This is a genomic window from Archangium primigenium (assembly GCF_016904885.1).
In the GTDB taxonomy this organism is placed as follows: domain Bacteria; phylum Myxococcota; class Myxococcia; order Myxococcales; family Myxococcaceae; genus Cystobacter; species Cystobacter primigenius.
This window is the reverse complement of the sequence record NZ_JADWYI010000001.1, coordinates 6817754-6843140: the sequence shown is the minus strand read 5'-3', so window position 1 is coordinate 6843140 and position 25387 is coordinate 6817754. Positions and strand designations below refer to the sequence as shown.

The following is a 25387-nucleotide window of genomic DNA, read 5'->3' as shown; positions in this document are numbered from 1 at the left end:
ATGGCGGACAACGTTCGCGACGTCATCCGGGCGGCCCAACAGGCGGAGCTCGGCGGGGACAAACGCCGGGCCATCGAGTTGTTCCAGCGGGCCGCCGAGCTGTGCCAGCGCACGGGCAACACGCCCCGTGCCACGCAGCTCCTGCGCTACGCGCTGCGGTTGGATCCCTCCCGCGCGGACCTGCGGGAGACGTTGGACCGCCTGGAGGCGGGTGAGGCCATCGCGGGGCCGCCGGGCGCCGCGCCGGACGACCCGAACGACGAGGACCTGCCCGACGCGCCCACGTGGGCCGTCGAGGAGGATGGCGCCTCGCTCCAGGACGCCCTGCGCGAGGCGGAGCTGTCCGTGGATCGCCGCGCCAACCCCGTGGCCCTGGCCGTGAAGGCCATGCGCTCGGCGGTGCTCAAGCCCCCGGCGGTCCGTCCGGAGGAGCCCGCTCCCGCGCCCGCCGCCCCCGACGAGGAGTCGGGACGGTTCATCGAGCGGGGCCCCACCCGGGCGGATCCCACGCTCGACGCCTGGTGCTCGTTCTGCTGCCGTCCCAAGACCGAGGTGGGTGCGCTGGTGGCGGGACCCGCGGGGGCCTTCATCTGCGCGACCTGCATCGCCGAATCCGGTGGCCTGCTGGGCGGCGCGGCACCCGCTGTCCCCATCACCCGGCCCCGCGCGGTGTCCCGCCGCGTCGAGGAGGCCGCGCTGCTCGGCCAGGACGCCGCCCGGGAGGCCCTGGCGCGAGGCCTCGCGGGGGGCGCGCGGCGGTTGCTGCTGCTCGGGCCCGAGGGCGCGGGCAAGAGCACCTGGCTGCGGGAGCTGGCGCGGCAGGGGCGGGGAGAGTTCGCCCCGCTCGAATCGCTCGAGCACGCCTCGGGGGACGCGGACTTGCCCCTGCTCGTGGAGGACGTGGATCGGCTGCCCGCCGCCGCCCAGGCCGCGCTGGAGGGCTTCCTGACGCGCCAGAGCCGGCGCACCGTGGTGCTGTCCTGCCGGGGCAGCGCCGTGGCGCGAGGCCCCTCGCTGGTGTCCGACGCGGGCCGGGTGCTCCTGCCCACGACGGCCGCGCTCGCCGAGGCCACCCGGGGCGCGCTGCCGCTCGGCCTGCTGGAGCAGGTGCAGTGGCTGGTGTCGCTCGAGGCGCCTGGCGTGGCGCTGCTGCGGGAGATCGCCCGGCGCGAGCTGCGGGCGCGCGAGGACGTCCAGGTGTCCGACGAGGTGCTGACCGCCCTGGCCGAGGAGGCCGCCGCCTCGCCCCGGCTCGGGCATGAGCTGAAGGCCCTGCTGGGGCGGCTTCCCCCGGGGCTGTGGCGCGTGGAGAGGGGAGTGCCGTGAGCACGCTGACGGTGTACCGGCTCGGCCGGGTCGAGTACGAGGATGGCCTGCAGCTCATGAAGCTCTTCGGCGAGGCGCGCCGCGAGGGACTCTGCGGGGACGTGCTGCTGCTGCTCGAGCACCCGGCGGTGCTCACCCTGGGCCGCGCCGCGGTGCGCGGCAACGTGCTCGCCAGCGACGAGCGGCTGGCCACGGAGGGCGTGGAGCTGTTCGCGACGGATCGCGGCGGGGACGTCACCTACCATGGGCCCGGCCAGCTCGTGGGCTACCCCGTCTTCCTCCTGCCCCCGGGGCGCCAGGACGTGCGCCGCTACGTGCGGGACGTGGAGGAATGCATGCACCGCACGCTCGCCGAGTACGGACTGGCGTCCACCACCATCCCCAAGTGGCCCGGGGTGTGGCTGGGCGAGGCGGACGCGCCCGATGCGCGGAAGATCGCCGCCATCGGCCTGCACCTGTCCAAGTGGCTCACGAGCCACGGCTTCGCGCTCAACGTCAACACGCACCTGCCGCACTTCAACTTCATCATCCCCTGTGGCATCCGCGAGGCGGGCGTCACCTCGCTGCAGCGCGAGCTCGGTCATGCCGTGCCGCTCGCCGAGGTGGAGACGAAGGTGGCGCGGCACTTCGGCGACGTCTTCGGGCTGCGGCTCGTGGAGCCCGCCACGCCCCCCACGCGCACGGTGAGCGTCACGCTGCTGCGGGGACGGGGCGAGGACACGCGGGTGTTGCTGCTGCGCCGGCGGCCGGAGCGCGGTGGGTTCTGGCAGATCGTCACGGGCCGGATGGAGCCCGGCGAGGCGCCGCGCGAGGCGGCCGCGCGCGAATTGCGCGAGGAGACGGGCCTCACCGCCGAGGTGGTGGACCTGGACTACCGCCATGCGTTCGCGGTGGGGTCCACGGTGCCGCCGCGGCTCGTCGAGGAGAACGCCTTCGCGGCGCGGTGTCCGGACGCGTTCGACGTGCGGCTGGGCGACGAGCACGACGCCCACGAATGGGTGGACGTGCCCACGGCGCTCGAGCGGTTGCCCTTCAAGGGCCTGCGCGAGGCGGTGGCGCGAGCGCTCAGAGCGTGATCGTCTGCGCCTCGATGGCGGCGATCGCCTCGGGGCGGTGCTTGCGCACCTCGTCGACGAACGCGTCCATGGCCGCGTCGTCGCGCGTGGGCTCGTGGTGGAAGAGCACCAGCTGCCGCACCTGGGCGGCGTTGGCGGTGTGCACCGCGGACTCCCAGGTGGAGTGGCCCCAGCCCAGCTTCGCGGCGCCCTTGCGGCCGTGGTACTCGTCCTCGGTGTACATCGCGTCGATGATGAGCACGTCCGCGCCGCGGGCGAACTCCACCAGCTCGAGGTCCTTCTCGCAGCCGGGCTCCACGTCCGTGGCGTACACCACCACCTTGCCCCCGCACTCCACGCGGTAGCCGAGGTTGCCGCCCGGGTGGTTCAGGTCCAACGCGCGCACCACGGCGGGGCCCACCTCCACCTGCTGCCCCGAGACGAGCTCCCGGTAGGTGAGCCCGGCGCGGACCACCTGCTGCAGCGTCACCGGGAAGTAGGGCGGCACCATCTGCCCGGCCAGCACGTCCTTCAACGAGCGCCCCTCGCGCACGGCGCCATGCAGGGTGAAGGCGAAGCGCGACTGGAACAGGGGCGTGAAGAACGGCAGCCCCTGGAGATGATCGTAGTGGTAGTGGGACAGGAAGATGGAGGCGCGCGACGGCGTGCCCGCGGCGCTCAGCGCATCGCCCAGTTCCCGTGCGCCGGTGCCGAGATCGAAGATGAGGAGCTCGTCCCCACACCGCATCTCCAGGCAGGGGGTGTTGCCACCGTAGCGCTGGGTCCTCGGGCCCGGTGCGGGCACCGAGCCACGCACGCCCCAGAAACGGACCTGGAAGGGCACGGGCACCCGGGCCCGGTCCTCCGCGGCGTCCTCAGCCGACCTTGGCTTCGCTGTCCTCGTCCTCGGCGAAGAGCTCAATCAAATGTCCCGTCCGCTCGCGCTTGGTCCTCAGGTAGTCGACGTTATGCGGATTGTGCTCCGTACGCGAGGGAATGCGTCGACGAACCGGAATTCCCTCGTCCACCAAGCCTGCAATTTTCAGCGGGTTGTTCGTGATGAGGTCCACCGAACGCACGCCGAGCAGCCGCAGCATCTCGGCCGCGATGTCGTAGCTGCGCAGGTCATCCGGGAAGCCCAGCTTCCGGTTGGCCTCATAGGTGTCCAGGCCTTGTGACTGCAGCGCGTAGGCCTTGATCTTGTTGCCCAGGCCGATGCCCCGGCCCTCCTGCCGCAGGTAGAGCAACACGCCCAGTCCGTTCTGGGTGATGAAGTCCAGGGCCTTGTCCAACTGCGCGCGGCAGTCGCACTTGAGGCTGCCGAAGACCTCGCTGGTCAAGCACTCGGAGTGAACCCGGACGGGCACGCCCTCCACGTCGTGGACCTTGCCCACCACCAGGGCCACGTGCTCGCGGCCGTTGCGCTTCTCCCGGAAGACGACCGTGCGGAGGACCCCCCGCTCGGTGGGCACCTCGGCCTCGGAGAAGAGCTCCAGCAGGGCGGCGCCCTTGCGGTGGGGAAGCATCTGGGGCGTGCGCGTCTCGGACATGGGGGCCTCGTTCTCTCGCAGATGCGGGTGGCTGTACACGGTTGGATGCAACACCCGGCCACGCGTTCTTCATGCCCCCCAAGACAGGGGCAATAACTCCACCCCGTCTCCAGTAGTCAGTCTACTGGCCTCCCGGGGGAAGTGGAGCAGGTGGGTCGCCGAGGCCGCGGAGCGCAGCACGCCCGACGTCTGTGTGGACAGGGGGCTCGCCCACAGCTCGCCCTCCTTCCACCGCGTGGTCACACGGATGAAGTGCGCCAGGCCCGGAGCCTTCTTCAGCTCGCCGGAGACCCTGCCGGGTACCCGGGGTGGTTCGACGTCGGCGTGGCCCAGCATGCGCCGCAGGGCGGGGCGCACGAACAACTCGAAGGTGACGAGCGACGAGGTGGGGTTGCCGGGCAGTCCGCAGTAGACGAGCCGGCCCTTGTGGCCCACGCCCAGGGGCTTGCCGGGCTTGATGGCCACGCGCCAGAAGTCCTGGCGCACGCCCCAGCGCGACAGGGCCTCGCGCACGAAGTCGTGCTCGCCCACGGACATGCCCGCGCTGGTGAGGAGCAGGTCATGCCCCTCGGCGCCCTCCAGCAGGCGCGACACGTCCTCCAGGGTGTCCCGGGCGATGCCGAGCAGCGTGGGCACGCCGCCCGCCCGCCGCACCGCCTGGGCGAGCACCGGCGCGTTGGCGTCCACGATGCGCCCCTCGGCGGGCGCGTCCAGCCGACACAGTTCGTCTCCGGTGGAGAGGATGGCCACCCGGGGCCGCCGGGGGACCGGCACCAGGCTCCGGCCCTGTGCCACCAGCAGGCCCAGCTCGGGAATGCCGAGCGGCGTGCCCCGCGGCAGCAGCACCTCGCCCTCGCGCGCGTCCTCGCCGCGGGGCCGCACGAAGTGGCCCGGGCCCACCGCCTCGAGGATGTCCACGGTGTCCGCCTCGGGACCCGGCCGGGTGCGCTCGCGCATCACCACCGCGTCGGCGCCCGGGGGCAGGGGCGCGCCCGTCATGATGCGCGCGCAGCCCCCCGGCACCAGCCCCTGGCGCGGCGTCTGCCCGGCGTAGATCGTCTCCCCCACGCGCAGGCGCACCGGCGCCGGGCGCGTCAGGTCCTCGCTGCGCACCGCGTAACCATCCATGGCCGAGTTGTCCCAGGGCGGCAGGGTGCGCTGCGCCCGCACGTCCTCGGCCAGGGCGCGCCCGAGGGCGTCGTCCCAGGGCACCCATTCGGTGGGCAGGGGCTGGACGAGGGCGAGCGTGCGAGCACGGGCCTCCTCCGCGGGCAACAGCTCCGAGTCTTCCTTCATGGGCAGGGCCTTCCCGGGCGCGACAGGGATGTAGCGACGCGTGTCTTGTTGGATCAAACTCCCCAGGAAATTCAAGAGTTTGTTTGACAGGCCTGCTGATCACCGTTACAAGCCGTCATGATCGCCAGGCCGTGGAATCGGTCGAGAGCAGGTACGCAACCCGTTGAGATGACACGGGAATTCTAAGGAGACAGCGTCGATGGCCAAGCCCAGGTCTGGGGCCAAGAAGGCGACTCCCGCTGCGAAGAAGGCCAAATCGAAACCGGGTGTGCTCAAGAGCGCGTCCAAGCGCGTCGCGAAGGCCGCTTCGAAGTTGGTGACGAAGGCAGCCGGAACCGCGAAGGTGGGCAAGAAAGCCCCGGTGGAACCCAAGAAGGTCGCCGCGAAGAAGTCCGCCGCCGCCCCGGTCAAGAAGGCCGTGGAGAAGGCAGTGGAGAAGGTCGCCGAAAAGGTCACCGAGAAGGCCGCCGCCAAGGTGAAGCAGGTGGCGGGGGTGGCCAAGAAGGCCGTGGAGAAGGTGGCCACCCAGGTCAAGGAAGTCACCAAGGCCGTCAAGGGTCGGGAGGGCGGCTCGGGCCGGGTGGAGACACCGGTGGTCGAGAAGCCGCGTCCGCGCGCCACCAAGCTGCCCCCTCCGGGAGAGCCGCTCAACAAGCGCGACATGGAGCAGTTGCTCACCGCCGGCCAGGGCCGCGGCGTCGTGGGCGAGGGCAGCCTCAAGGGGCGTCTGACGCTCGTGGAGGGGCTGCCGGGCTTGGTCGTGGTGGGCCGCGACAAGCGCGAGCTCGTCTTCGTGCTCCAGGGGCCGGACCAGGAAGTGCTCCCCGCCTACGTGGACCACAAGGTCTCCGTCAGCGGGCTCATCAAGAAGACCACCAACTACGGCGGCACGGTGGACGTGCGGAAGTTCTCCGCCAAGAAGCCCGAGGCCGAGGAGCCCGCTCCCGCGCCCGTGGAGGTGGAGAACCGCCTGCGCTACCTGTCGCCGGGCGAGGTGTCCCAGGTCATCTCCGCCGGCATGGGCGCGGGCATGAAGGGCTTCGCCTCGCTGCGCGGCAACCTGGAGATGACCGGCGAGGAGTTCGTGCTGGTGGTCTCCAACGCCGGCACCCGCCAGCAGGTGTCCTTCATCCTCGAGGGCAAGGGAAGCAAGGGCCTGCGCCGCTTCCTCGGGCAGACCATCGCCGTCACCGGCGTGGCGGACAAGTCCTCGGGGTGGGGCGGTCGCATCGACGTGGAGAACGTCGAGGTGCGGCCCGCCGAGGCCCGCCCCATCTCCCGCGAGGGGCTGGAGACGGTGCTCGTGGAGGGCGAGCTGTCCGCCAACATCGACGTGCGGCTCAACCACGCCTTCATCGTCCGCCTGCAGGAGCAGCCGGGTCTGTCCTGGGCCATCGAGCCCACGGCGGCCAAGCGGCTGGGCCTGCGCGAGTCCAACTTCGAGCCTGGCTCGGAAGGGAACGCCACGCGCGAGTTCTTCTTCACCCCGCGCAACCCCGGCTCCTCCGACGTGGAATTCTTCCTCGCCAAGGCCTTCAACCCCGGTCAGGTCGAGCGCTCGTTCAAGCTCAACGTGACCGTGCGACTCTGAGGGACCCTCTGGTCGACCAGAGCCCACTCCTCATCCCGTCAAGCCCGGGGGTCCCCAGTGGGACCCGCCGGGCTTATTTTCTTCTGGGCCCAATTGGCGCCCTGTCATGGGATCTTTCGTGACCGATATTCCTCAAGATGTGAAGCGTCTCCTCGCCGAGTCCAAACACCCGCTCGGCGTCAAGGAACTGCTCAAACTCACCCAACTGCACCCGGGCCAGCAGACCCAGCTCAAGCGTGTCCTCCGGGACCTGGTTCGCGACGGCGCCCTGCTCAAGGAGGGCAAGCGCTTCCGCCTGAGCCAGGCGCGGCCCTCCGAGCCCCTGCCCGTGAAAGAGGGCGGGGGTGGGGGCGGGGCCCGGCCTCCCTTCCGCCGCGAGCGCCCGGAGTCCTCCGGGTCCGCACGCGCCGAGCCGCCCCGGAACGAGTCGTCCTCGGCTCCGGCCTCCCCGTGGCGCTTCGCCGCGAAGGGCGGCTTCTCGCGCGAGCCGCGCGCCGAGCCCCGGGGCCGCTTCGTGCGCGATGGCCGCATGGAGCAGCCCAAGCGCCGCTTCGAGGAGCAGCGCGGCGCGCCCCCGGGCCGCGGCGCTCCGCCCGAGCGCTTCGCCCGGGACGAGCGCCGCCCCGGTCCCCGCATGGATCGCTCCGAGCGCGAGCGCCGCCCGGGACAGGAGCGCGTGCTGGTGGACGGCGTCTTCCACGCGCACCGGGACGGCTACGGCTTCGTGCACCCGCTGTCCGGCGAGGGCGACAACATCTTCCTGCCGCCCCACGAGGCGGCGCGCGCGCTCGACAATGACCGCGTGCAGGTGGAGGCCTGGGGCCGTCCCGGACGCATGGAGGGGCGGCTCGTGCGCGTGGTGGGCCGGCTGCGCCAGCTCGTCGTGGGCACCTACGTGGCCGGTGGCCGGCGCGACACCCGCGTGCTGCCCTCGGACAAGAACCTCCAGGCCCAAGGGGCCATCCGCGTGCCGCCCACCCAGATGGCGCGCGATGGCGACCTGGTGAAGGTGCGCCTGGGCGTGGGCGCCGACCTGCTGGAGCCCGGCGAGGGGCTCTACGGCGAGGTGGCCGGCTCGCTCGGCAAGCCCGGGGATCCGAGCGCCGAGGTGCTCTCCATCGCCTACTCCCAGGGCTTCTCGGACGAGTTCCCCCCGGACGTCATGGACGAGGCGGACGCCATCCTCACCACCGTCTCCGAGGCCGAGGCCCGGGGCGAGGCGCGCCGCGACCTGCGCTCGCTGGCGCTCGTCACCATCGACGGTGAGGACGCGCGCGACTTCGACGACGCCGTCTACGCCGAGGAGGTGGCCCAGGGCTGGCGGCTCGTGGTGGCCATCGCGGACGTGACGCACTACGTGCGCGAGGGCACCGCGCTGGACGCCGAGGCCCTGCGCCGCGCCACCTCCGTCTACCTGCCCGACCGCGTGCTGCCCATGCTCCCCGAGCGCCTGAGCAACGGCATCTGCTCGCTGCGTCCCGACGAGGACCGGCTGTGCATGGTGGCCGACATGGTGCTCGACCGGCAGGGCAAGCTCGTCTCCAGCGAGCTGTACCCGGCCGTCATGCGCAGTCAGGCCCGCTGCACCTACAACGAGGTGCAGGACGTGCTCGACGGCACGGACGTGCCGCACCGCAACGCCTTCAAGCCCCACTTCGAGCGGCTCCAGGCCCTCGCGCGCGTGCTCACGCGGATGCGCAAGGAGCGCGGCGCCATCGACTTCAACCTGCCCGAGCACAAGGTGCTCATGGGCGAGGACGGCCTGCCCCTGCGCATGGAGAAGCGCGAGCGCAAGGACAGCCACCGGCTCATCGAGGAGTGCATGCTCGCCGCCAACGAGGCGGTGGCGAAGTTCTTCGCGGACCTGGGCCTGCCCAGCGTCTACCGCTACCACGGCGAGCCCGACGAGGAGAAGCTCGCCCTCTTCGCGCAGATGGCCCAGGCCTACGGCTTCAAGCTCAACGCCGAGGACATCACCCCCAAGGCCCTCAACGACTTCATGCGCCAGTTGCAGGGCCACCCCGAGGAGCGCGCCCTCAACCAGCTCCTGCTGCGCTCCATGATGCAGGCCGTCTACACGTCCGGGGACATGGGCCACTACGGCCTGGCCGCCGAGTACTACCTGCACTTCACCTCGCCCATCCGCCGCTACCCGGACCTGCTCGTGCACCGGCTGCTCAAGGCGCACTGGAACCGCCAGGGCCAGCGCCGTCCGGAGGGCGTGGTGGAGCGCGAGGAGCGGCGGCTGGAGGACATGGCCGCCCAGAGCTCGGACCGCGAGCGCGCCGCCATGCAGGCCGAGCGCGAGACCGTCTCCTTCTACGCCGCCCTGATGATGAAGGACCGGGTGGGCGAGGAGTTCGCCGCCACCGTGGCCGGCATCGCCGAGTTCGGCTTCTTCGTGGAGCTGGACACGGTGCACGTCGAGGGCCTGGTCCGCGCGGACTCGCTCGGGGCCGGTGCCCGCTTCGACAAGGCGCTGCTCGCGCTGCTGCTGCCGGGCGGCTTCCGCGTCCGCGTGGGACAGAAGGCCCGGGTGCGGCTGACCGGCGTGAACGTCACCCTGCGGCGCATCGACTTCGAGGCCCTCGAGGTCGCCGGCCACGCCGTGAAGGGCCTGCAGGCCGTGTCGCGGCAGGAGCACGAGCAGCGCCGCCGCGAGGCCAAGGAGGATCGCAAGAAGACGGCCCGGCTCGCGCGCGATCAGACGCGGCGCGAGAAGTGGGGCACGCCCCGGAGCGACACGGGCGAGCACGAGCGCTCCCTGGCCGAGGCCGAGGAGGCCCAGCGCCGTCTGGTGGCCGACGCGCCCCCGACGGTGGAGATGTCCGCGGAGGTGCTGGCGCAGTTCTCCGACGACACCCTGTCCGAGGGCGCCACGCCGCCTCCGGCCGCGCCGTCGGCCTTCGAGCGTCTGCGCACCCTCGCGTCCCAGACGGCCCCCGCCGAGCCGACCCCGGCCCCCGAGGCCGTCACGGCTCCGGTGCCCACCACGCCCGAGGTGACCCCGACGCCCCCGCGTGCGAAGTCGCGGGCCTCGGAGGGCAGCCGCCAGAACAAGGCGCCCGCGAAGAAGGCCGCCGCCCAGAAGGCTCCGGCCGCCAAGAAGACGCCCGCGAAGAAGGCCGCCGCCCAGAAGGCTCCGGCCAAGAAGGCGTCCGCGAAGAAGGCCCCGGCCAAGAAGGTGACCGCGAAGAAGACGCCGGTGAAGAAGGCCCCGGCCAAGAAGGCGACCGCGAAGAAGACGCCGGTGAAGAAGGCTCCGGCCAAGAAGGCCCCGGCGAAGAAGGCCGCCCAGAAGGCTCCGGCCAAGAAGGCCGCCGCCAAGAAGGCTCCGGCCAAGAAGGCTCCGGCGAAGAAGGCGACCGGGAAGACGGCCGCCTCCCGTCGCGGGAAGAAGCCGTAGGCCTTCCGGAGCGCCTTGGGCCCGAGGACGGTGCTCCCCGAGGGGAGCGCGGCGCCTCGGGCCCCGGGCGGTGTGTTACGGCGCGCGCTGGCCGCGCACGTCCAGCACGAAGTAGATGTCCTGCTTGTTCTGGGCCAGTCCGCCCAGCGTCGAGTAGGGCTCGAAGCCGAAGTCCGCGTGCCGCGCGACCATGATACCCCGGCCCGCGAGCGACTTGTCGTCCACGGACACCTCCAGCGGCAGCATGACTTCCTGCGTGGCGCCCCGCACGGTCAGGTCACCCTTCACGTCCACCTTGGGGTGGCCGCCCTCGCCGCGCTCCGCGGAGAGCGTGCAGCTCTTCGACGTGAACTGGATCGTCTTGTGCTTCTCGAAGTCGAGCTGCTCCGGGGTCCGCAGGTGCTCGCGGATGGTGTTGCGGCTGCTCTCGTCCACCTTCTTGAAGCCCGCCAGCTCACGCATCTCGTCGCGCTCGGGATCCAGGCCCTCCACCTGCACCGTCACCGACACGGCGCAGCCTTCCAGGTTCGAGGGATCGAACTGGGCGGTGCCCGACCAGTTGGTGGCGCGCACGATGTGGTTGTCGCCCAGCGAGCCGCCCGCGAAGATCTGGACATACAGGTGGCTCGTCTCGAGCGCGGAGTCCAGGTTGTAGGTGCGCGTGCCCGCGGGCAGCGTCTTGAGGCTGCTCGAGCCGGCGGGGAAGTCGTTGCGCGCGGGGAAGGTGACGCGGGAGAGGTCCGCGCCCTTGACCTCGTCATCGCCACACGCGGTCAGGCAGGCCGCGCCGAGCAGGGTCGTGGTGACGAAGCGGGACAGTTTGCTGTGCATGAATCGAATCCTTGCTGTTCGGAGGATGGGGGGGAACGGCGCGGGGACTCTATCATCGCGACGTGCCGCGTCCCTCCTCCCTCCCCGGGCCGCCAGGCCCGCCCCCCGACCGGCACGACACCCACCTCCTCTAGACTGGGGACATGGATGACTCCTCCGACTGGGGCCGGCTGTATGTGAACCGGCGGTGCTGCGGCGCCGCGACGTGCCGCAACCTCGCCCCCGAACTGCTGGGCGAGGTGCCCACCCCAGCGGGCCTGGACGCCAGGGGACCGGCCGTGCTGCCAGGCTCGTACGCGCCCGGGGCCTTTACTGGCGTGCTGCGTCAGCCGCGCGATCGCGAGGAGTTCCTCGCGGCCCGCGCGGCGGCCGCCGCGTGTGCGTTCGGCGCCATCGAGATCGAGCGGCCTCGGGCGCTCTCGCCCCACGACCGGCTGGCGGCGCCCTGGGCGGACTGGCCCCGGCGCATCGAGGAGAATGTCTGGGTGCTGGGCCACCCGTCGCCGCGCAGCGTCGGGGCGTTGAGCTACTTCATCGAGCGGCCCGAGGGCGGCGTGCTGGTGGATCTGCCCAAGCCGGACGAGGCGCTGTGGGCGTGGCTGGAGGCGCACGGCGGCGTGCGCTGGGTGTTCGTGACCCATCGGGACAACGCCCAGCACCTCGAGGAGCTCCGGGCGCGCTTTCCCGCCTGCCAGGGGATCATCGGCGCCGCGGACGTGAACGCGAAGGCGAGCGCCTACTTCTCCGTCACCTCCGGCCTGGAGGTGCAGCTGGACGCGGCGGCGGGACCCTGGCGGCTCGATGGCTCCCCGTTGGCGGAAGACGCGCGGGCCGGGGCCGAGTTCGTCATCCTCCCGCAGCCCGGGCACACGCCGGGCACCCTGTGTCTCTTGTACCGGGGCCGCTTCCTCTTCACGGGCGATCACCTCAGCCATTCCCGGCGCCTGGGACACCTCGTCGCGCACCGCCTGCAGTGCTGGTTCGATTGGGACCTGCAATGCGCGTCGGTGGGCCGGCTGGTGACCTGGGCCGAGGCGGCGTGGCTGCGCTTCACGTGGATCCTCCCCGCGCACGGCGACTGGCATCGTCTGGAGGGGCAGGGGGACGCGGCCACCACCGCCGCGCGTCTGCGCGAGGGCCTCGCCTGGATGCGTCGGCAGCCCTCCGGCAAGGTCTCCCTCCTGCGCTTCGTCTCCTACGTGGCCACGCGCAAGGCGCCCGAGGGCCGACTCGCGCGTGTCATGCGGGCCCTGGGCGGGGAGGGCGGTGAAGCCTTGCTCCTGCCCGCGCCCGTGCGCCGCTACTTGAGCCATCCCACGCCCGCGCGGGCCCGCGCCGCCGCGCGGCGGCTGCTCGCGGTTGGCTGCCTGGTGCTCGTCACCGCCTCGGGTCTGACATGGCTCGGGGTGCGGCTCGTCGGATCACTCGGGGTGCGGCCCTGAGTGGGGGCCTTCCCTCCTTCTCGATCCTTGAGACATGATGAAAGGACTCCCATGTCCACTCCTGAAGTCTCCCATTCCGTCGACTCGTCCGGTTCGTCCCCCCAGCACGCCCTGAATGCGCCGCTCTGGCCTCAGTCGGGATTGGACCTCACCACGCCCCGGCATTTCCTGTTCATGGCGATCAGCTTCATCCTGGGGCTGATCTGCTACAGCCAGGGCTACACGTTCGACGGCGGCACGCTCGTCTTCCTGGCGCTGGTGGTCATCTTCTCGCGGACCTACTACACGCGCGCCTACAAGGGATTGGCCTACTTCCTGGTGTTGATGTGCATCATCCCCCCGGCCAACGTGTTGCAGAACAAGTTCATCGCCGCGGGGCAGATCACCTGGCGGCCGGATGCGCTGTACCTCCTCGGCCGGGTCACCGCCGAGGGAGATGGCCCCTTCAAGTGGACGCGCTTCCTGTTCACCGGCCAGGAGCAGCCGTCGCTGGACGGCTCGGTGGACCACCTGCTGCTCAGCTACATGTACTGCGTGTCCTTCATCATGCTCATGCATGCCCTGCCGGCGCGCTTCAAGCGCCCGAGCCGCGCGAGCCAGGTGGGCTTCTATGCCCTGTTCGTCGCCGTCACCGCGGCGTTCTTGAGCCTGCCCTTCGTGTCGCCCTCGCCCACGGGCCAGCTGGACTGGATGTGGGCCATGACGTCGATGAGCTTTGGCTTCACGTGGTTGGGCATCCTGCTGAGCAAGTCCTATCGCAAGCTGACGCGCACCCCCGCCATGCTGCTGTGGATGGTGTTCATGGGCGTCATCGTCGCCCCCATCTTCGACACGCTGCACACCTGCATCAACAACGACTATTGGCTGCCGGTGGCCAACAACATGAAGCCCCTGCTCATGTGCGGCGAGATTCCCCTGCCGGGCCTCATGCCCTACTACTGCCTGGGTTTCGCCGCCCTGTACCCGGCCCTGCTCGGCCTGTTCCAGGACTTCCTGGGCAAGTGGGTGGTGCGCGACGAGCGCTACACCTATCCCGGTGAGCTCAAGGCCGCCGAGGACGCCTCGTGAGCGCCCCGGTTCCGGCCCCCCGCGCCCAGGGCAAGCGCGCGCCCGGACCGAGCAACTGGCGGATGTTCCACCTGTTCTCGGACTTCGCCCGCGACAGCATCGCCACCCTGCACTCCATGCGCGAGCGCTACGGGGACGTGGTGCGCTGGCCCATGCCGCACGACACGGTGCACGTCGTCTACCACCCGGACGGCGTCAAGCACCTGCTCCAGGACAACTACCGCAACTACATCAAGGGCCCCGCCTACCTCGCCATGAAGCCCTTCATCGGCGAGGGCCTGCTCCTGGCCGAGGGCGACAACTGGCTGAGGCTGCGCCGGCTCACCCAGCCGCCCTTCCACCGCCACAACCTGAGCCGCTTCGTGGACACCATGGTCCACTTCGCCTCCACCACCTTCGACCGGTGGGAGGAGGTCAACCGCCAGGGCGGCACGCTCGACGCCGAGAAGGAGATGATGGAGCTCACGCTCGTCATCGTGGGCGCGACCCTGCTCAGCGCGCACCTGAGCGACAGCGCCTCGCACATCGGCCACTCGGTGTCGGACATGCTGGAGGTGATCGAGCGCCGGGTGAACTCCGTGCTGCCCATGCCGCTCGCGATCCCCACGCCCAACAACCGCCGCTTCCTGCGCGCCAAGAAGACGCTGGACGCGGTGGTGGCCGAGGTGCTCGAGCGCAAGCACCGCCTCGGCCCCGAGAAGGAAAACGACATGCTCAGCATGTTGATGCAGGTGCGCGATCAGGACACCGGCGAGGGCATGAGCGACTCGCTGCTGCACGACTCGGTGATGACGATGATCATCGCCGGGCACGAGACGAGCGCGAACACGCTCGCCTGGGCGTGGTACCGGCTCTCGCGCCACCCGGACGTGGAGCAGCGCGTGTTCGAGGAGCTGGAGCAGGTGCTCGGCGGCCGCCCGCCCACCCTGGAGGACATGCCCAAGCTCAAGTACCTCCAGCGCGTGCTGGAGGAGATCCTCCGGCTCTACCCGGCCGCGTGGATGCTCGCGCGCCGGGCGCTGGAGGAGGACGTCATCTCCGGCTTCCACATCCCCAAGGGCAGCCTCATCTACTTCTCGCCCTACATGGTGCACCGCCACCCGGACTTCTGGCCGGATCCCGAGCGCTTCGATCCCGACCGCTTCCTGCCGGAGAACCAGGAGGGCCGCACCCGCTTCTCCTACTTCCCCTTCGGCGGCGGGCCCCGGCAGTGCATCGGCTACCAGTTCGCGATGATGGAGATCATGCTCATCCTCGCGGTGGGCCTGCAGCGCTTCCGGCCCCGGCTGGCCGAGGATCATCAGGTGGGCATCCGCCTGGTCATCACCATGCGCCCGCTCAACGGCGTGAAGCTGCGGCTGGAGCCGCGCGTGCGCGCCCAGGCGGCCTGAACCCCGGGACTCTGAGCGTCTTCTCAGAGTCCTCTCAAACAGGCCCGCCGCACCGCCCATAGGGTGGGCGGCATGTTCGTCTTGCTCGCCGCACTCGCCCTGGCCGCCGCGCCGGTGGAGGTCACCCCGATGACCTTCGCCCAGGCCGTGGCACTCGCCGGGAGGACGCCGGGGGCGGAGGGGGCCGCGCGCGCCGTGGAGGTCCAACGCGCCGAGCGGGCCCACCTGTCCGCCCTCGTCCTCAACCCCCAGGTCGTCCTGGAGCCCGGCTACCGCCAACTGGAGGCCCAGCGGGGCGCCGACCTGCGCCTGGGCGTCAGCCAGGGCTTCAACCTCTCGGGCCAGGTGCCCGCGCGCACGCGGGCGCTCGACGCGGAGGCCACGGTGCTGGAGGCCGAGGCGCGGGCGGTGCTGCTCGCGCGCCGGCTCGCCATCGCCGAGGCCTGGCTGCTCTTGTGGGCCGCCGAGCAGGCCGAGCGGCAGAGCGCCCTGGAGGTGACCCTGGCCACGTCCTTCCACGCGGCCGTGGAGGGCGCGCGGGCGCTGGGGGCCGCCACGGCCCTGGAGGGCGCCGAGGCCTCCGCCTACCTCGCCGAGGCCCGGCTCGCGGCGCTGGACGCCGAGGGGCGGGTGGCCGAGCGCCGGGTGGGGCTGAGCCAGGTGCTGGGCGAGTCGCCCACGCGTCGGCTCCAGGCCGGGGGCGCGCTGCCCGAGGTGGGGCTGCCCCCGGACAGCACCTGGGACGGCCTCGTGGAGCAGGCGGCGCGGCTGCCCGAGGTGGTGGCCCTCGCCCTGGGGGCCGAGGCGGAGCGGGCGCGGGCCGCCGAGCAGCGCGCGTCCCGGGGCCACTGGTTGCAGGTGGGCGTCGCCGGCCTGCGGGAGTTCGACGGCGCCACGGGCGGGGCCCTCACGCTCACCTGGACGCCGCCCCTGTTCGAGCGCGGAGGCCGCGAGCGCGCGAGCCAGCTCGCCAGCGCCACGCGGCAGGAGGGCGAGGCGCGCGAGGCGGGGCGGTCGGCCGGGGCCGCGCTGGCGCTCGCCTTCCACGAGGTGGTGCACGCGCGCGAGGGGCTCGACACGCTCCAGGGCCAGCTCTTGCCCGCCACCGAGGAGGCGGCGCGGCTGCGCGAGTTCCTCTTCCAATCCGGCGAGTCCACCGTGCCCGAGGTGGTGTGGGCCCGCCGCGCCCTGGCCAGCGCCCGCGTCCGTCAGGGCCAGGCCCAGGCCGCCGCGTCCCTGGCCCGGGTCCGGGCCCGCTTCTTCCTCGACGCCCTCTCCGGAGTCTCCCCCCCATGAGCCGTCCCGTGTCGCTCGCCGTCCTCCTCCTGTTGGGCACGGGCCCGGGGTGCTCCGCGCCAGCCCCCGCCCCGGCTCCGACGCCGCCCCCCGCGGCCACCGCGCGCTCCAGCGCCCGCACGGCCTGGGTCCACCCCCGCGCCCCCCATGGCCTGCCGCTCACCGAGGCGCCCGCCCACGTGCTGCCCCATCCCGAGGGCGCCGCGGCGCTCGGGCTGCCCTTCCGGGGCAATGTCGCGCGCATCGCGGTGCGGCCCGGCCAACGGGTGCGCAAGGGCGAGGTGCTCGTGGAGCTGCTCATGCCCGAGGTGGTGCGGGCCGCCGGGGACTACGAGGCCGCCACGCTGCGCCGCGAGGCCTGGCAGCGCCGCGCCACCCAGTTGGAGGCGCTCCAGGCCCAGGGCATGGCGCGGGTGTTCGAGCTGACCGAGGCCCAGGCCCAGCTGGCCGAGGCCCGGGCGCAGCAGCAGAGCGCGCGGGCCCTGCTCAAGGCCGCGGGCGTCGAGGGCGCGGAGGCGGCCGGGGTGGCGCAGCGGGGCACGGTGCCCCTGCGCAGCCCGGTGGAGGGGCTCGTCACGGCGGTGGACGCGGTGCTGGGCGAGTCGCGGGAGACGGGCTCGGCGCCGCTCGTGCGCATCTCCGGCGAGGGCCCCGCGCGCATCGAGGCCCGCCTGTCGCGCGCCTTTCCCGCCGAGGCCTCCCTCGAGTTCCTCGTGCCGGGTCAGGCGCCGCTGCCGGTGCGGCTGGTGGATCGCGCCCCCTCGGTGGACGGGCGGGATGGCACCACGGCGGCGTGGTTCGAGCCCGAGCCCGCCCGGGCGCTGCCCTCGGGGCTCCAGGGCACCGTGCGGGTGGGGGCGGACGGGCTGCCCCGGGTGAAGGTGGTGCCCGCGCGCGCGCTGGTGCTGGAGGGCGACGTGGTGTCGGTGCTCGTGCGCGAGGGGGAGGGGTACCGGCGCGAGCGGGTGCGGGTGCTCGGCCAGTCCGGCGCGGACGCGCTGGTGGACGGCGCCCTCGCGGAGACGGACGAGGTGGCGGCGGACGCGGCGCGGCTGCTGCCCGCGGGGGTGGGGGAGGGCTCATGATCACCCAACTGGTGCGGGCCTCGGTGCGGCACCGCACGTGGACCCTGGGCCTCACGGGCCTGTTCGCGCTGCTCGCGGCGGTGCTGACGGTGCGCATGGAGTTGGACGCGCTGCCGGACATCACCACCAACCAGGTGCTCGTCCTCACGCGCGCCCCGGGGATGACGCCCGAGGAGGTGGAGCGCCTGGTGACGCGGCCCGTGGAGACGGCGCTCGGGGGCATTCCCGGCCTGGAGACGCACCGCAGCCTGTCGCGCTACGGCATCTCCTCGGTGACGGCCGTGTTCGAGGACGACGTGGAGCCGATGCGCGCGCGCCAGTGGGTGCAGGAGCGCCTGGCGGGGCTCGCGGACGGACTGCCGCCGGGAGTGGAGGCGCCCCAGCTCGGCCCGCTCACGGGCGGCCTGGGGGAGATCTTCCACTTCACGCTCAACGCCTCGGGGCGCACGTCGGCGGAGCTGTTGGAGCTTGCCGAGTGGCGCGTGGCGCCGCTGCTCCGCGCGGTGCCCGGGGTGGTGGAGGTGAACAGCTGGGGCGGCCAGCAGCGCACGCTGGAGGTGCGCGCGGACGCGGTGAAGCTGGCCCAGCGCGGGCTGACGCTGGAGCGGCTGCGCGGGGCGCTGGTGGACACCTCGGGCAGCGTGCCGGGGGCGAGCCTGGGGGCGGGGGACCGGCAGGTGCTGGTGCGCGCGGTGGCGCGTCCTCCGGGCCCGAGCGAGCTGGGCGGCGCGGTGGTGCCGGGCCCGGACGGGCACGCGGTGCGGCTGGCGGACGTGGCGGAGATCGTCCCCGGGGCGCTGCCGCGCATCGGCACGGCCACCTCCAATGGCCGGGGCGAGACGGTGTACGTGATGGTGCAGATGCTGCGGGGCGCCAACGCGCTGGACGTCATGGCGGCGCTGCACGGGCGCATGGACCGGGTGCGCGAGGCCCTGCCGCCGGACGTGCGCCTGGACGAGGTGTATGACCGGAGCGAGCTGGTGCGCGGCACGCTCGGCACGGTGGCCAAGAACCTGCTGGAGGGCGGCCTGCTGGTGGTGTCGGTGCTCTTCCTGCTGCTCGGCAGCTTCCGGGCGGGGCTGGTGGTGGCCTCGGCCATTCCCCTGTCCATGCTGGGCGCGAGCGTGGGCATGGTGCTGCTCGGCATTCCCGGCAACCTGATGAGCCTGGGGGCCATCGACTTCGGCCTGCTGGTGGACGGCGCGGTGGTGATGGTGGAGGCCGTCTTCCACGCCCTGGGCCACGAGCGCGCGGCGCCGGGCTCCTGGCGCGAGAAGGTGTCCGAGGTGACGGCCTCGGTGGCGCGGCCGGTGTTCTTCTCGGTGCTCATCATCCTGCTCGTGTACGTGCCGGTGCTGGCGCTCAGCGGCGTGGACGGCAAGATGTTCCGCCCCATGGCGCTCACGGTGATGATGGCCCTGGCCACTTCGCTCGTGCTCTCGCTCACCTTCATTCCGGCGGCGGTGAGCCTCGTGCTCCGGCCCCAGGACGTCCCCGCGCATCCGCCCCTGCTCGTGCGCCTGTTCGACCGGGGGTACCGGCCCCTGCTCGAGCGCGTGGTGCGCCACCCGCGCGCGGTGGGGCTCGCGGCGGGGGCGCTGCTCGTCGTGGGCGCGGTCCTGTTCCTGCGCGCGGGCAGCGAGTTCGCCCCGCAGCTGGACGAGGGGGACATGGTGGTGCAGACGACGCGGGCCGGCGACATCAGCCTGGAGGCGGCCACGCGTGACGCCCAGGTCCTGGAGACGGTGCTGCTGCAGCACGTGCCCGAGGTGACGCAGGTGGTGTCGCGCGTGGGCAGCCCCGCGGTGGCCACGGACATCATGGGGTTGGATCAGGCGGACGTGTTCATCCGGCTCAAGCCGCGCGCCGAGTGGCGGCCCGGGCTCACCCGCGATGCCCTCATCCGGGAGATGGCGGCCGTGCTCGAGCGCGACGCCCCGGGCAGCGGCCCCGCCTTCACCCAGCCCATCCAGATGCGCTTCAACGAGCTCTTGGGCGGCTCGGTGACCGACGTGGCGCTGAGCGTGTACGGCGAGGACCTGGGGGAGCTGCGGCGGCTGGCGGACGCGCTCGCCGCCCAGGTGGCCCAGGAGCCCGGGGCGGCGGACGTGCGGGTGCTCGCGCCGCCCGAGGTGTCCATGCTGGAGGTGGTGCCCCGGCCCCTGGACGCGGCGCGGCTGGGCCTGAGCGTGCGCGAGGTGCTGGAGGCCGTCCAGGCGGTGCGCACGGGCCTGGAGGTGGGCGCCACGTATGACGGCGCGGTGCGGGTGCCCATCGTGCTGCGGCTGGCGGGCACGGAGGGGGCCTTCTCGCTCGCCGAGCTGCCCCTGCCCGTGGCCTCCGGAGGCGTGGTGCCCCTGTCGCGCGTGGCCGACGTGAAGCTCGTGTCCACGCCGGGCCTGGTCAACCGGGACGAGGGCCAGCGGCGCCTGGTGGTGGGCTTCAACGTGCGCGGCGCGGACCTGGGCTCCGTGGTGGAGCGGGCGCGCGCGAGGGTGGGCTCGGCGCTCCGCCTGCCCGTGGGGTATCGCTTGGAATGGGGCGGCCAATACGAGACGCTCACGGAGGCCACGCGGCGGCTGTCGCTCGTCATCCCCGCCGTGCTGGTGCTCATCGTGCTCGTGCTCTGGCTCACCTTCCAGCGGCTGCGCCCCGCGCTCATCATCTTCACCCACGTGCCCTTCGCGTGCGTGGGCGGGGTGCTGGCGCTGCTCGCGCGGGGCATGCCGGTGTCCATCTCCGCGGCCATCGGCTTCATCGCGCTGTCGGGCATCGCGGTGCTCAATGGCGTGGTGCTCATGGCGCGGCTGCTGCACCACGAGGCGGAGGGCGTGCCGGTGGGGCGCGCGGTGCGGCTCGCGGCCCAGGAGCGCTCGCGGCCGGTGCTCATGACGGCGCTGGTGGCGGCGCTGGGCTTCGTGCCGATGATGCTCGCCACCGGCGTGGGCGCCGAGGTGCAGCGGCCCCTGGCCACGGTGGTGGTGGGGGGGCTCGTCACCTCCACGCTGCTCACGCTCGTGCTGCTGCCCTCGCTCTACCCGGCCCTGTCCGCCCGCCGCGCGCGCCCCGTGCCCCGCGCCGAGGAGGCCCCCGCGTGAAGCTCTTGCTCATCGAGGACGAGGAGAAGATGGCCCGGCTGCTGCTGCGGGGCCTGTCCGAGGCGGGCCACCGGGTGGACGCATGCGGGCGGGGCGAGGACGCGCTGGAGCAGGCGCTCACCATCACCTACGACGCCATCCTCCTGGACTGGAACCTGCCGGACCTCGATGGGCTGGCGGTGCTGCGGCGCTGGCGGGAGCGGGGCCTGCGCACCCCGGTGATGATGCTCACCGCGCGCGGCACCGTGGGCGAGAAGGTGATGGGCCTGCGCGCCGGGGCGGACGACTACCTCGTCAAGCCCTTCGCCTTCGAGGAGCTGCTCGCGCGGCTGGAGGCCCTGCACCGGCGCGATGACGCCCAGGGGCTCGCGCGCACGGTGGGCCCGCTGGTGCTGGACGCGCGGCGGCGGGTGCTGCGGCACGGCGAGCGGGAGGAGGTGCTCACCGGGCGCGAGTTCACGCTCTTCTCCGAGCTGGCGAGCCATGGGGGCGAGGTGCTCGCGCGCTCCACGCTGCTCGGCCAGGTGTGGGGCGAGGCCTTCGACGGGCCCCCCAACATCGTGGACGTGTACGTGGGCTACCTGCGCGGCAAGCTCAAGAAGCTCCAGGCCGAGTCGGTGTCCATCCAGGTGGTGCGCGGCGTGGGCTTCCGCCTGGTGGTGGAGGGGCCCGGGTGAAGCTGGCGACACGGTTGTGGCTGCTCGGCGCGGTCGTCCCCATGGTGGGCATGCTCGTGGCGTTGCTGCTCGCGGACGTCTTCTTCGAGGCCCTGCTCGCGCGCGAGGTGGACCGGGCCCTGCTCACCCAGGCGGCGGTGGAGTCGGTGAGCCTCTTCGACGGGCCCCGGGGCGAGCCGCACCTGCACATGCTCGGCTCGCCGCTGGAGCGCGCGGTGCGGCCCTTCGCGCCCGACGCGGAGCTCTTCTCCCCCGAGGGCCGCCGCCTGGCCGTCTACCCCGCCCACCGGGACGAGGGCGTCGGCGGGGTGCCCGCCACGCCTCCGCCGGGTGAGCCCGTGCTCGAGACGGTGCGGGGCGCGGATGGCGTGCGCACCCGCCGGCTCACGCTGGGGGTGCTCGCGCCGACGGGTGGGGTGTACACGCTGCGGCTGACCGCGTCGCTCGCGCAGCAGGACGCGGCGGTGCGCACCTTCGGCTCGGTGACGCTGGCGGCGGCGGCGCTGCTCGGCGTGGGGCTCTTCGCCCTGCAGACGTGGCAGGCGCGCTGGCTCGCGGGGCGGCTCGGGCAGTTGCGCGGGCTCATCGGCCGGATGCGCGAGGGCGTGCCGACGGAACGCGAGGCCGGGCGGCGCGGCGCGGACGAGGTGGCCGAGGTGGAGGGCGCGCTGCACGAGGCCTCGGCGCGGCTGGGCGAGGCGCGCGCGGCCCAGGAGCACCTCATCGCCCGAGCGGCGCACGAGCTGCGCACGCCGCTCGCGCTCATGCGCACGAGCCTGGACCTGGCGCTGTGGAAGGAGCGGGACCCCCAGGCGCTGCGCGAGTCCCTGGAGGAGACGCGGCGCGAGGTGGTGCGGCTGAGCGCGCTGGCGGGCAACCTGCTGGACCTGGCGTCCTTCGGGCAGGGCGGGTGGGAGGTGCGCGCGGGAGACTTGCGCGAGGTGGTGGACGACGCGGCCTCGGCGGCGCGGGCGGAGGCGGAGGGGCGGGGCGTGTGGATCACCGTGGAGGGCCCGGAGCCGGCGCCTTGCGCGTTCCACGCGGCCTCGGTGCGCCAGGCGATGGACAACCTCCTGGCGAACGCGCTGCGCTACGCGCCCTCGGGCACGGAGATCTCCGTGCGCCTCGCGCACGCGGGGGCGGGGTGGCGGCTGTCGGTGAGGGACCGGGGGCCGGGCATTCCCGCCGAGCACTGGGACACCGTCTTCCAGCCCTTCTTCCGGGCGGAGCCCAAGGGGGCGGGGACGGGACTGGGTCTGGCGGTGGTGCGCGAGGTGGCCCACCGCCACGGAGGCCGCGTTCAGGTGGTCCCGGTCGAGGCCCCGGGCACCGAGGTGGTGCTGGAGTTGCCCGAGGCGGGACCGGCGCGAACGTCCTGACGCGCGCTCAGGGCGCGGCCACGAGGTGGGTCCGGTCGATCCATCCCCGCTCGGGCGTGGAGTCGAAGCTCTTGCCGTAGTCCGCCAGGAAGCGCCCGTTGGAGGGACAGGCCTGCACGAGGTTCGCCACCCAATAGGCGCCGCCACAGGGGATGCTGTCGATGGCCGTGGTGCTCGTGGCCGTCTTGTAGACGCGCACGGTGGTGCACGGGAACGTGTAGTCGCGCTTCGTGTCCTGGCAGGCGTTGGTGAGCGCCTCGCCCGAGGTTCCCACCGCCGCGGCTTCGTCCGGCGCCTCCAGGGGCCCACAGCCCACGCAGAGACCCACCGCCAGCAACCACCCACTTCGAGGGGAGAACCGCATCGGACGCTCCTGTGTTCGGCGACAGAGAAGCGTCCGATTCTGCCTGGATCCCTCGTTTTCGGACATGGGGCTCACGCCCGGAAGGCGACCACCGTCACGCCGTCACCGCCCTCGTGGTTCTCTCCCGGACGGAACATGCGGATGTAGGGCGAGGCCGCGAGGTAGTCGCGGATGGCCTGACGCAGCGCGCCCGTGCCGTGGCCGTGGATGATGATGGCCGCCTCCTCGCCGCTGCGCATGCCCCGGTCGAGGAAGGACTCCAGCTCGCCCAATGCGTCCTCGGCCCGCATGCCGCGCACGTCGCAGCGGTAGTTCGTCGCCGGCACCGACTCGGGGGCCGCCGCCTTGGCGCGCTGCAGTTGCTGGGCCTGCTTGTTGCGATCGGGGAACTTGGACTCCTTGGGCTTGCCGCCGCGCGTGCCGGACAGCTCGCTCACCGGCACCCGCATCTTCAGGATGCCCGCGGCCACCAGCGCCTGCTCGCCGTGCAGCTCGAGGATCTCCACGTCCTTGTTGAGGCCCGAGTGCCGTGCCCACGCGCCCACCCGGAGATCGGCGGGGGCGGGGGCCTCCACCTGGAAGAGCTCCGCGCGCGCCGCCTTGGCGCGCTGGTTGGCTTCGTCCATGCGCTGGAGCAGCTGCGAGCGGGCCTCGCTCGCCGCCTTCTCGTTGGACTGGGCCCGGAGCACCTTGAGCAGCTCCTGCACCTCGGCCGCGGCCTGCTCGCTCGCGGCGGCCACCTCCTCGTTGAAGCGCATGAGCCGCGCCTTGCGCTCGCGCTCGAACTGGACCTTCTGCTCCTCCAGCTCCTTGCGCAGGCGCTCGGCCTCGACGGCGGCCCCCTTGGCGCGCTCCAGCTCCTCGGTGAGCTTGCGGCGCTCCTCCTCGGTGGCGGTGAGCGCCTTGGCCAGCGCGCCGCCGGCGTTGAGCGCCAGGTCGCGCGCGCGCTCGCAGATGTGTGAGGGCAGGCCCATGCGCGCGGCCACCTCGATGGCCGACGACGCACCGGCCGCGCCCAGCTGCAGCTTGTACGTGGGCGCCATGCGCTTGGCATCGAAGCCCACGCGGGCGTTGAGGAAGCGCGGGTCCAGGTGCGCGAGCGCCTTGAGCTCCTCCAGGTGCGTGGTGACGAGCACCACCGCGCCCTTGCCGAGCAGCTCCTCCAGCACGGCGATGGCGATGGCGGCGCCCTCGCGCGGGTCCGTGTCGGCGGCGATCTCGTCGATGAGCACGAGCGAGTTCTTCGTCACCGACAGGGAGATGTCGCGCAGGCGCACCACGTGGGCGCTGAACGTGGACAGGCCCTGGGACAGGTCCTGCGCGTCGCCCACGGTGGAGTGCACCGTCTGGTACAGCGGCATGCGCGAGCCCTCGCCCGCGGGGATGGGTAGACCCGCGCGCAGCATCAGCGCGCACAGGCCCACGGCGGTGAGCGTCACCGTCTTGCCGCCGGCGTTGGGGCCGGACACCACGAGCGCCCGGGCCTCGCCCTTCATCTCCACGTCGTTGGGCACCACCTCGGCGTCGCGCAGCACGAGCCGCGGGTGGCGCAGCCGCACGAGCGCCAGGTCCTCCACGCCGGAGAAGTCGGGCGTGGAGGCGCGCAGGTCCGCCGCCAGCACCGCCGCCGCCTCCGCCTCGTCCAGCTCCGCCACCGCCGCGATGCCCTCGAGCGCCTTGTCCGACTCGCGCCCGAGCAGGTTGGTCAGCTCCTGGAGGATGCGCCGCTCCTCCTCGGTCACCAGCGACTGGGCGATGGCCAGGTCGTTGCCCAGGCCGACGAGGCCCTCGGGCTCCACGAACAGCGTCTGGCCCGTCTGGCTCGCGTTGTGGACGATGCCGGGCACCTCGCCGCGGTAGTTGGAGACCACGGGCACCACGTACCGGCCATTGCGGATGGTGTAGTAGTTCTCGCGCAGCTTGGGCGTGAAGCCCTCGTCATGGAGCAGCTCGTCCAGCTGGGCCTTGATGCGCCGGTGCAGGCCGCGCACCCGGTCGCGCGCCTCGCGCAGCGCGGGGCTGGCCCGGTCGGAGATCTCCCCGTCCGCCTCGAAGCTGCGATCCAGGCGCGTGGCGAGCGCCTCGAGCTGGGGCAGCCGCTTGGAGATGGCCGCGAGCCGGGGCACCGCGTGCTGGCGCTCCTCCAGGGCCTCGCGCGTGCGCACGAAGGCGAACAGGAGCTGGGCCGCGGCGATGAGCTGGCGGGGCTCCAGGAGGCCGTGCTTGGCGGCGAGCTCCAGCGCGCTCCGCAGGTCCGTCACGCCGCCGAGCGGCAGGGAGAATTGTTCCTGGGCCAGCCGCCGCGACTCGGTGACGAGCGCGAGCGCCTCGGCCACCGCCTCCTCGGTCCCCAGGAACGGGCGGGCGAGCGCGCGCTCCCTCCCGGGTTCGGTCCGACAGCGGTGCGCCAGGGCGCGAAGCACTTCCGCATAGCCAAGGTCTTCGAGTGTTCTCTGAGCGATCTGCACGGTCATGGGTTTCATGCGCGGCCGGTCGGCCGTCAAGAGGAAGTAGGGTTGTCGGGGCCGTTGC

General features: G+C 72.8%; 18 protein-coding genes. 12 read left to right on the top strand and 6 right to left on the bottom strand.

Annotation, left to right across the window (positions count from 1 at the left end; all coding sequences use genetic code 11):
- A complete protein-coding gene (locus I3V78_RS27920) occupies positions 1–1326 on the top strand; it encodes a ClpX C4-type zinc finger protein (RefSeq protein WP_204491835.1) in 1326 nt (441 codons plus the stop codon).
- Positions 1323–2402, top strand: a complete 1080-nt coding sequence (gene lipB, locus I3V78_RS27915; protein ID WP_204491832.1) for a lipoyl(octanoyl) transferase LipB — start codon at positions 1323–1325, stop codon at positions 2400–2402. The genes I3V78_RS27920 and lipB overlap by 4 nt, the downstream gene beginning before the upstream one ends.
- Here lipB and I3V78_RS27910 read toward each other — a convergent pair.
- The 3 genes from I3V78_RS27910 to I3V78_RS27900 form a co-directional block, all read right to left on the bottom strand.
- Positions 2392–3231, bottom strand: a complete 840-nt coding sequence (locus I3V78_RS27910) for an MBL fold metallo-hydrolase (RefSeq protein ID WP_338023770.1) — start codon at positions 3229–3231, stop codon at positions 2392–2394. The genes lipB and I3V78_RS27910 overlap by 11 nt on opposite strands.
- Before the next feature lie 25 nt (positions 3232–3256).
- On the bottom strand, positions 3257–3931 hold the full coding sequence (gene ribA / locus I3V78_RS27905; RefSeq protein WP_204491829.1) for a GTP cyclohydrolase II: 675 nt from the start codon (positions 3929–3931) through the stop codon (positions 3257–3259).
- Between the two features lie 69 nt (positions 3932–4000).
- A complete protein-coding gene (locus I3V78_RS27900) occupies positions 4001–5227 on the bottom strand; it encodes a molybdopterin molybdotransferase MoeA (protein ID WP_204491827.1) in 1227 nt (408 codons plus the stop codon).
- A 199-nt stretch (positions 5228–5426) separates the two neighbouring features.
- Between I3V78_RS27900 and I3V78_RS27895 the strand changes: the two genes are divergently transcribed.
- Both I3V78_RS27895 and rnr read left to right on the top strand, forming a co-directional pair.
- Complete coding sequence (locus tag I3V78_RS27895; protein ID WP_204491825.1) at positions 5427–6818, top strand: protease inhibitor I42 family protein; 1392 nt, start codon at positions 5427–5429, stop codon at positions 6816–6818.
- A gap of 139 nt (positions 6819–6957) precedes the next feature.
- Positions 6958–10224, top strand: coding sequence for a ribonuclease R (rnr, locus tag I3V78_RS27890; protein WP_338023769.1), 3267 nt, complete (start codon positions 6958–6960; stop codon positions 10222–10224).
- Positions 10225–10299: 75 nt separating this feature from the next.
- Here rnr and I3V78_RS27885 read toward each other — a convergent pair whose 3' ends face one another.
- Positions 10300–11055 carry a YceI family protein gene (locus tag I3V78_RS27885; RefSeq protein ID WP_204491821.1) on the bottom strand — a complete coding sequence of 252 codons (756 nt, stop codon included), beginning with the start codon at positions 11053–11055 and terminating at the stop codon, positions 10300–10302.
- Between the two features lie 143 nt (positions 11056–11198).
- Between I3V78_RS27885 and I3V78_RS27880 the strand changes: the two genes are divergently transcribed.
- The 8 genes from I3V78_RS27880 to I3V78_RS27845 all read left to right on the top strand — a co-directional run bounded on the left by I3V78_RS27880 (position 11199) and on the right by I3V78_RS27845 (position 22491).
- The gene (locus I3V78_RS27880; protein WP_239576659.1) at positions 11199–12497 is read left to right on the top strand and encodes an MBL fold metallo-hydrolase; all 1299 of its coding nucleotides are present in this window, start codon (positions 11199–11201) and stop codon (positions 12495–12497) included.
- 51 nt (positions 12498–12548) lie between these two features.
- The gene (locus tag I3V78_RS27875; RefSeq protein ID WP_204491819.1) at positions 12549–13565 is read left to right on the top strand and encodes a hypothetical protein; all 1017 of its coding nucleotides are present in this window, start codon (positions 12549–12551) and stop codon (positions 13563–13565) included.
- Positions 13562–14956: a cytochrome P450 gene (locus I3V78_RS27870; RefSeq protein ID WP_204491817.1), complete on the top strand. Its 1395-nt coding sequence runs from the start codon at positions 13562–13564 to the stop codon at positions 14954–14956. Before I3V78_RS27875 ends, I3V78_RS27870 begins: the two co-directional genes overlap by 4 nt.
- 72 nt (positions 14957–15028) lie before the next feature.
- Positions 15029–16252 carry a TolC family protein gene (locus I3V78_RS27865; RefSeq protein ID WP_204491814.1) on the top strand — a complete coding sequence of 408 codons (1224 nt, stop codon included), beginning with the start codon at positions 15029–15031 and terminating at the stop codon, positions 16250–16252.
- A complete protein-coding gene (locus tag I3V78_RS27860; protein ID WP_204491812.1) occupies positions 16249–17337 on the top strand; it encodes an efflux RND transporter periplasmic adaptor subunit in 1089 nt (362 codons plus the stop codon). Before I3V78_RS27865 ends, I3V78_RS27860 begins: the two co-directional genes overlap by 4 nt.
- Positions 17334–20435 carry an efflux RND transporter permease subunit gene (locus I3V78_RS27855; protein ID WP_204491810.1) on the top strand — a complete coding sequence of 1034 codons (3102 nt, stop codon included), beginning with the start codon at positions 17334–17336 and terminating at the stop codon, positions 20433–20435. The genes I3V78_RS27860 and I3V78_RS27855 overlap by 4 nt, the downstream gene beginning before the upstream one ends.
- On the top strand, positions 20432–21112 hold the full coding sequence (locus I3V78_RS27850; protein WP_204491808.1) for a response regulator: 681 nt from the start codon (positions 20432–20434) through the stop codon (positions 21110–21112). Before I3V78_RS27855 ends, I3V78_RS27850 begins: the two co-directional genes overlap by 4 nt.
- On the top strand, positions 21109–22491 hold the full coding sequence (locus tag I3V78_RS27845) for an ATP-binding protein (RefSeq protein ID WP_204491805.1): 1383 nt from the start codon (positions 21109–21111) through the stop codon (positions 22489–22491). Before I3V78_RS27850 ends, I3V78_RS27845 begins: the two co-directional genes overlap by 4 nt.
- Before the next feature lie 7 nt (positions 22492–22498).
- Here the strand turns inward: I3V78_RS27845 and I3V78_RS27840 are convergent, their stop codons facing one another.
- Both I3V78_RS27840 and I3V78_RS27835 read right to left on the bottom strand, forming a co-directional pair.
- Entirely contained in the window at positions 22499–22855 is a 357-nt protein-coding gene (locus tag I3V78_RS27840) for a hypothetical protein (RefSeq protein ID WP_204491803.1), read from the bottom strand.
- 71 nt (positions 22856–22926) lie between these two features.
- Positions 22927–25329, bottom strand: coding sequence for an endonuclease MutS2 (locus I3V78_RS27835; RefSeq protein ID WP_204491801.1), 2403 nt, complete (start codon positions 25327–25329; stop codon positions 22927–22929).
- Between the last annotated feature and the right edge of the window lie 58 nt (positions 25330–25387).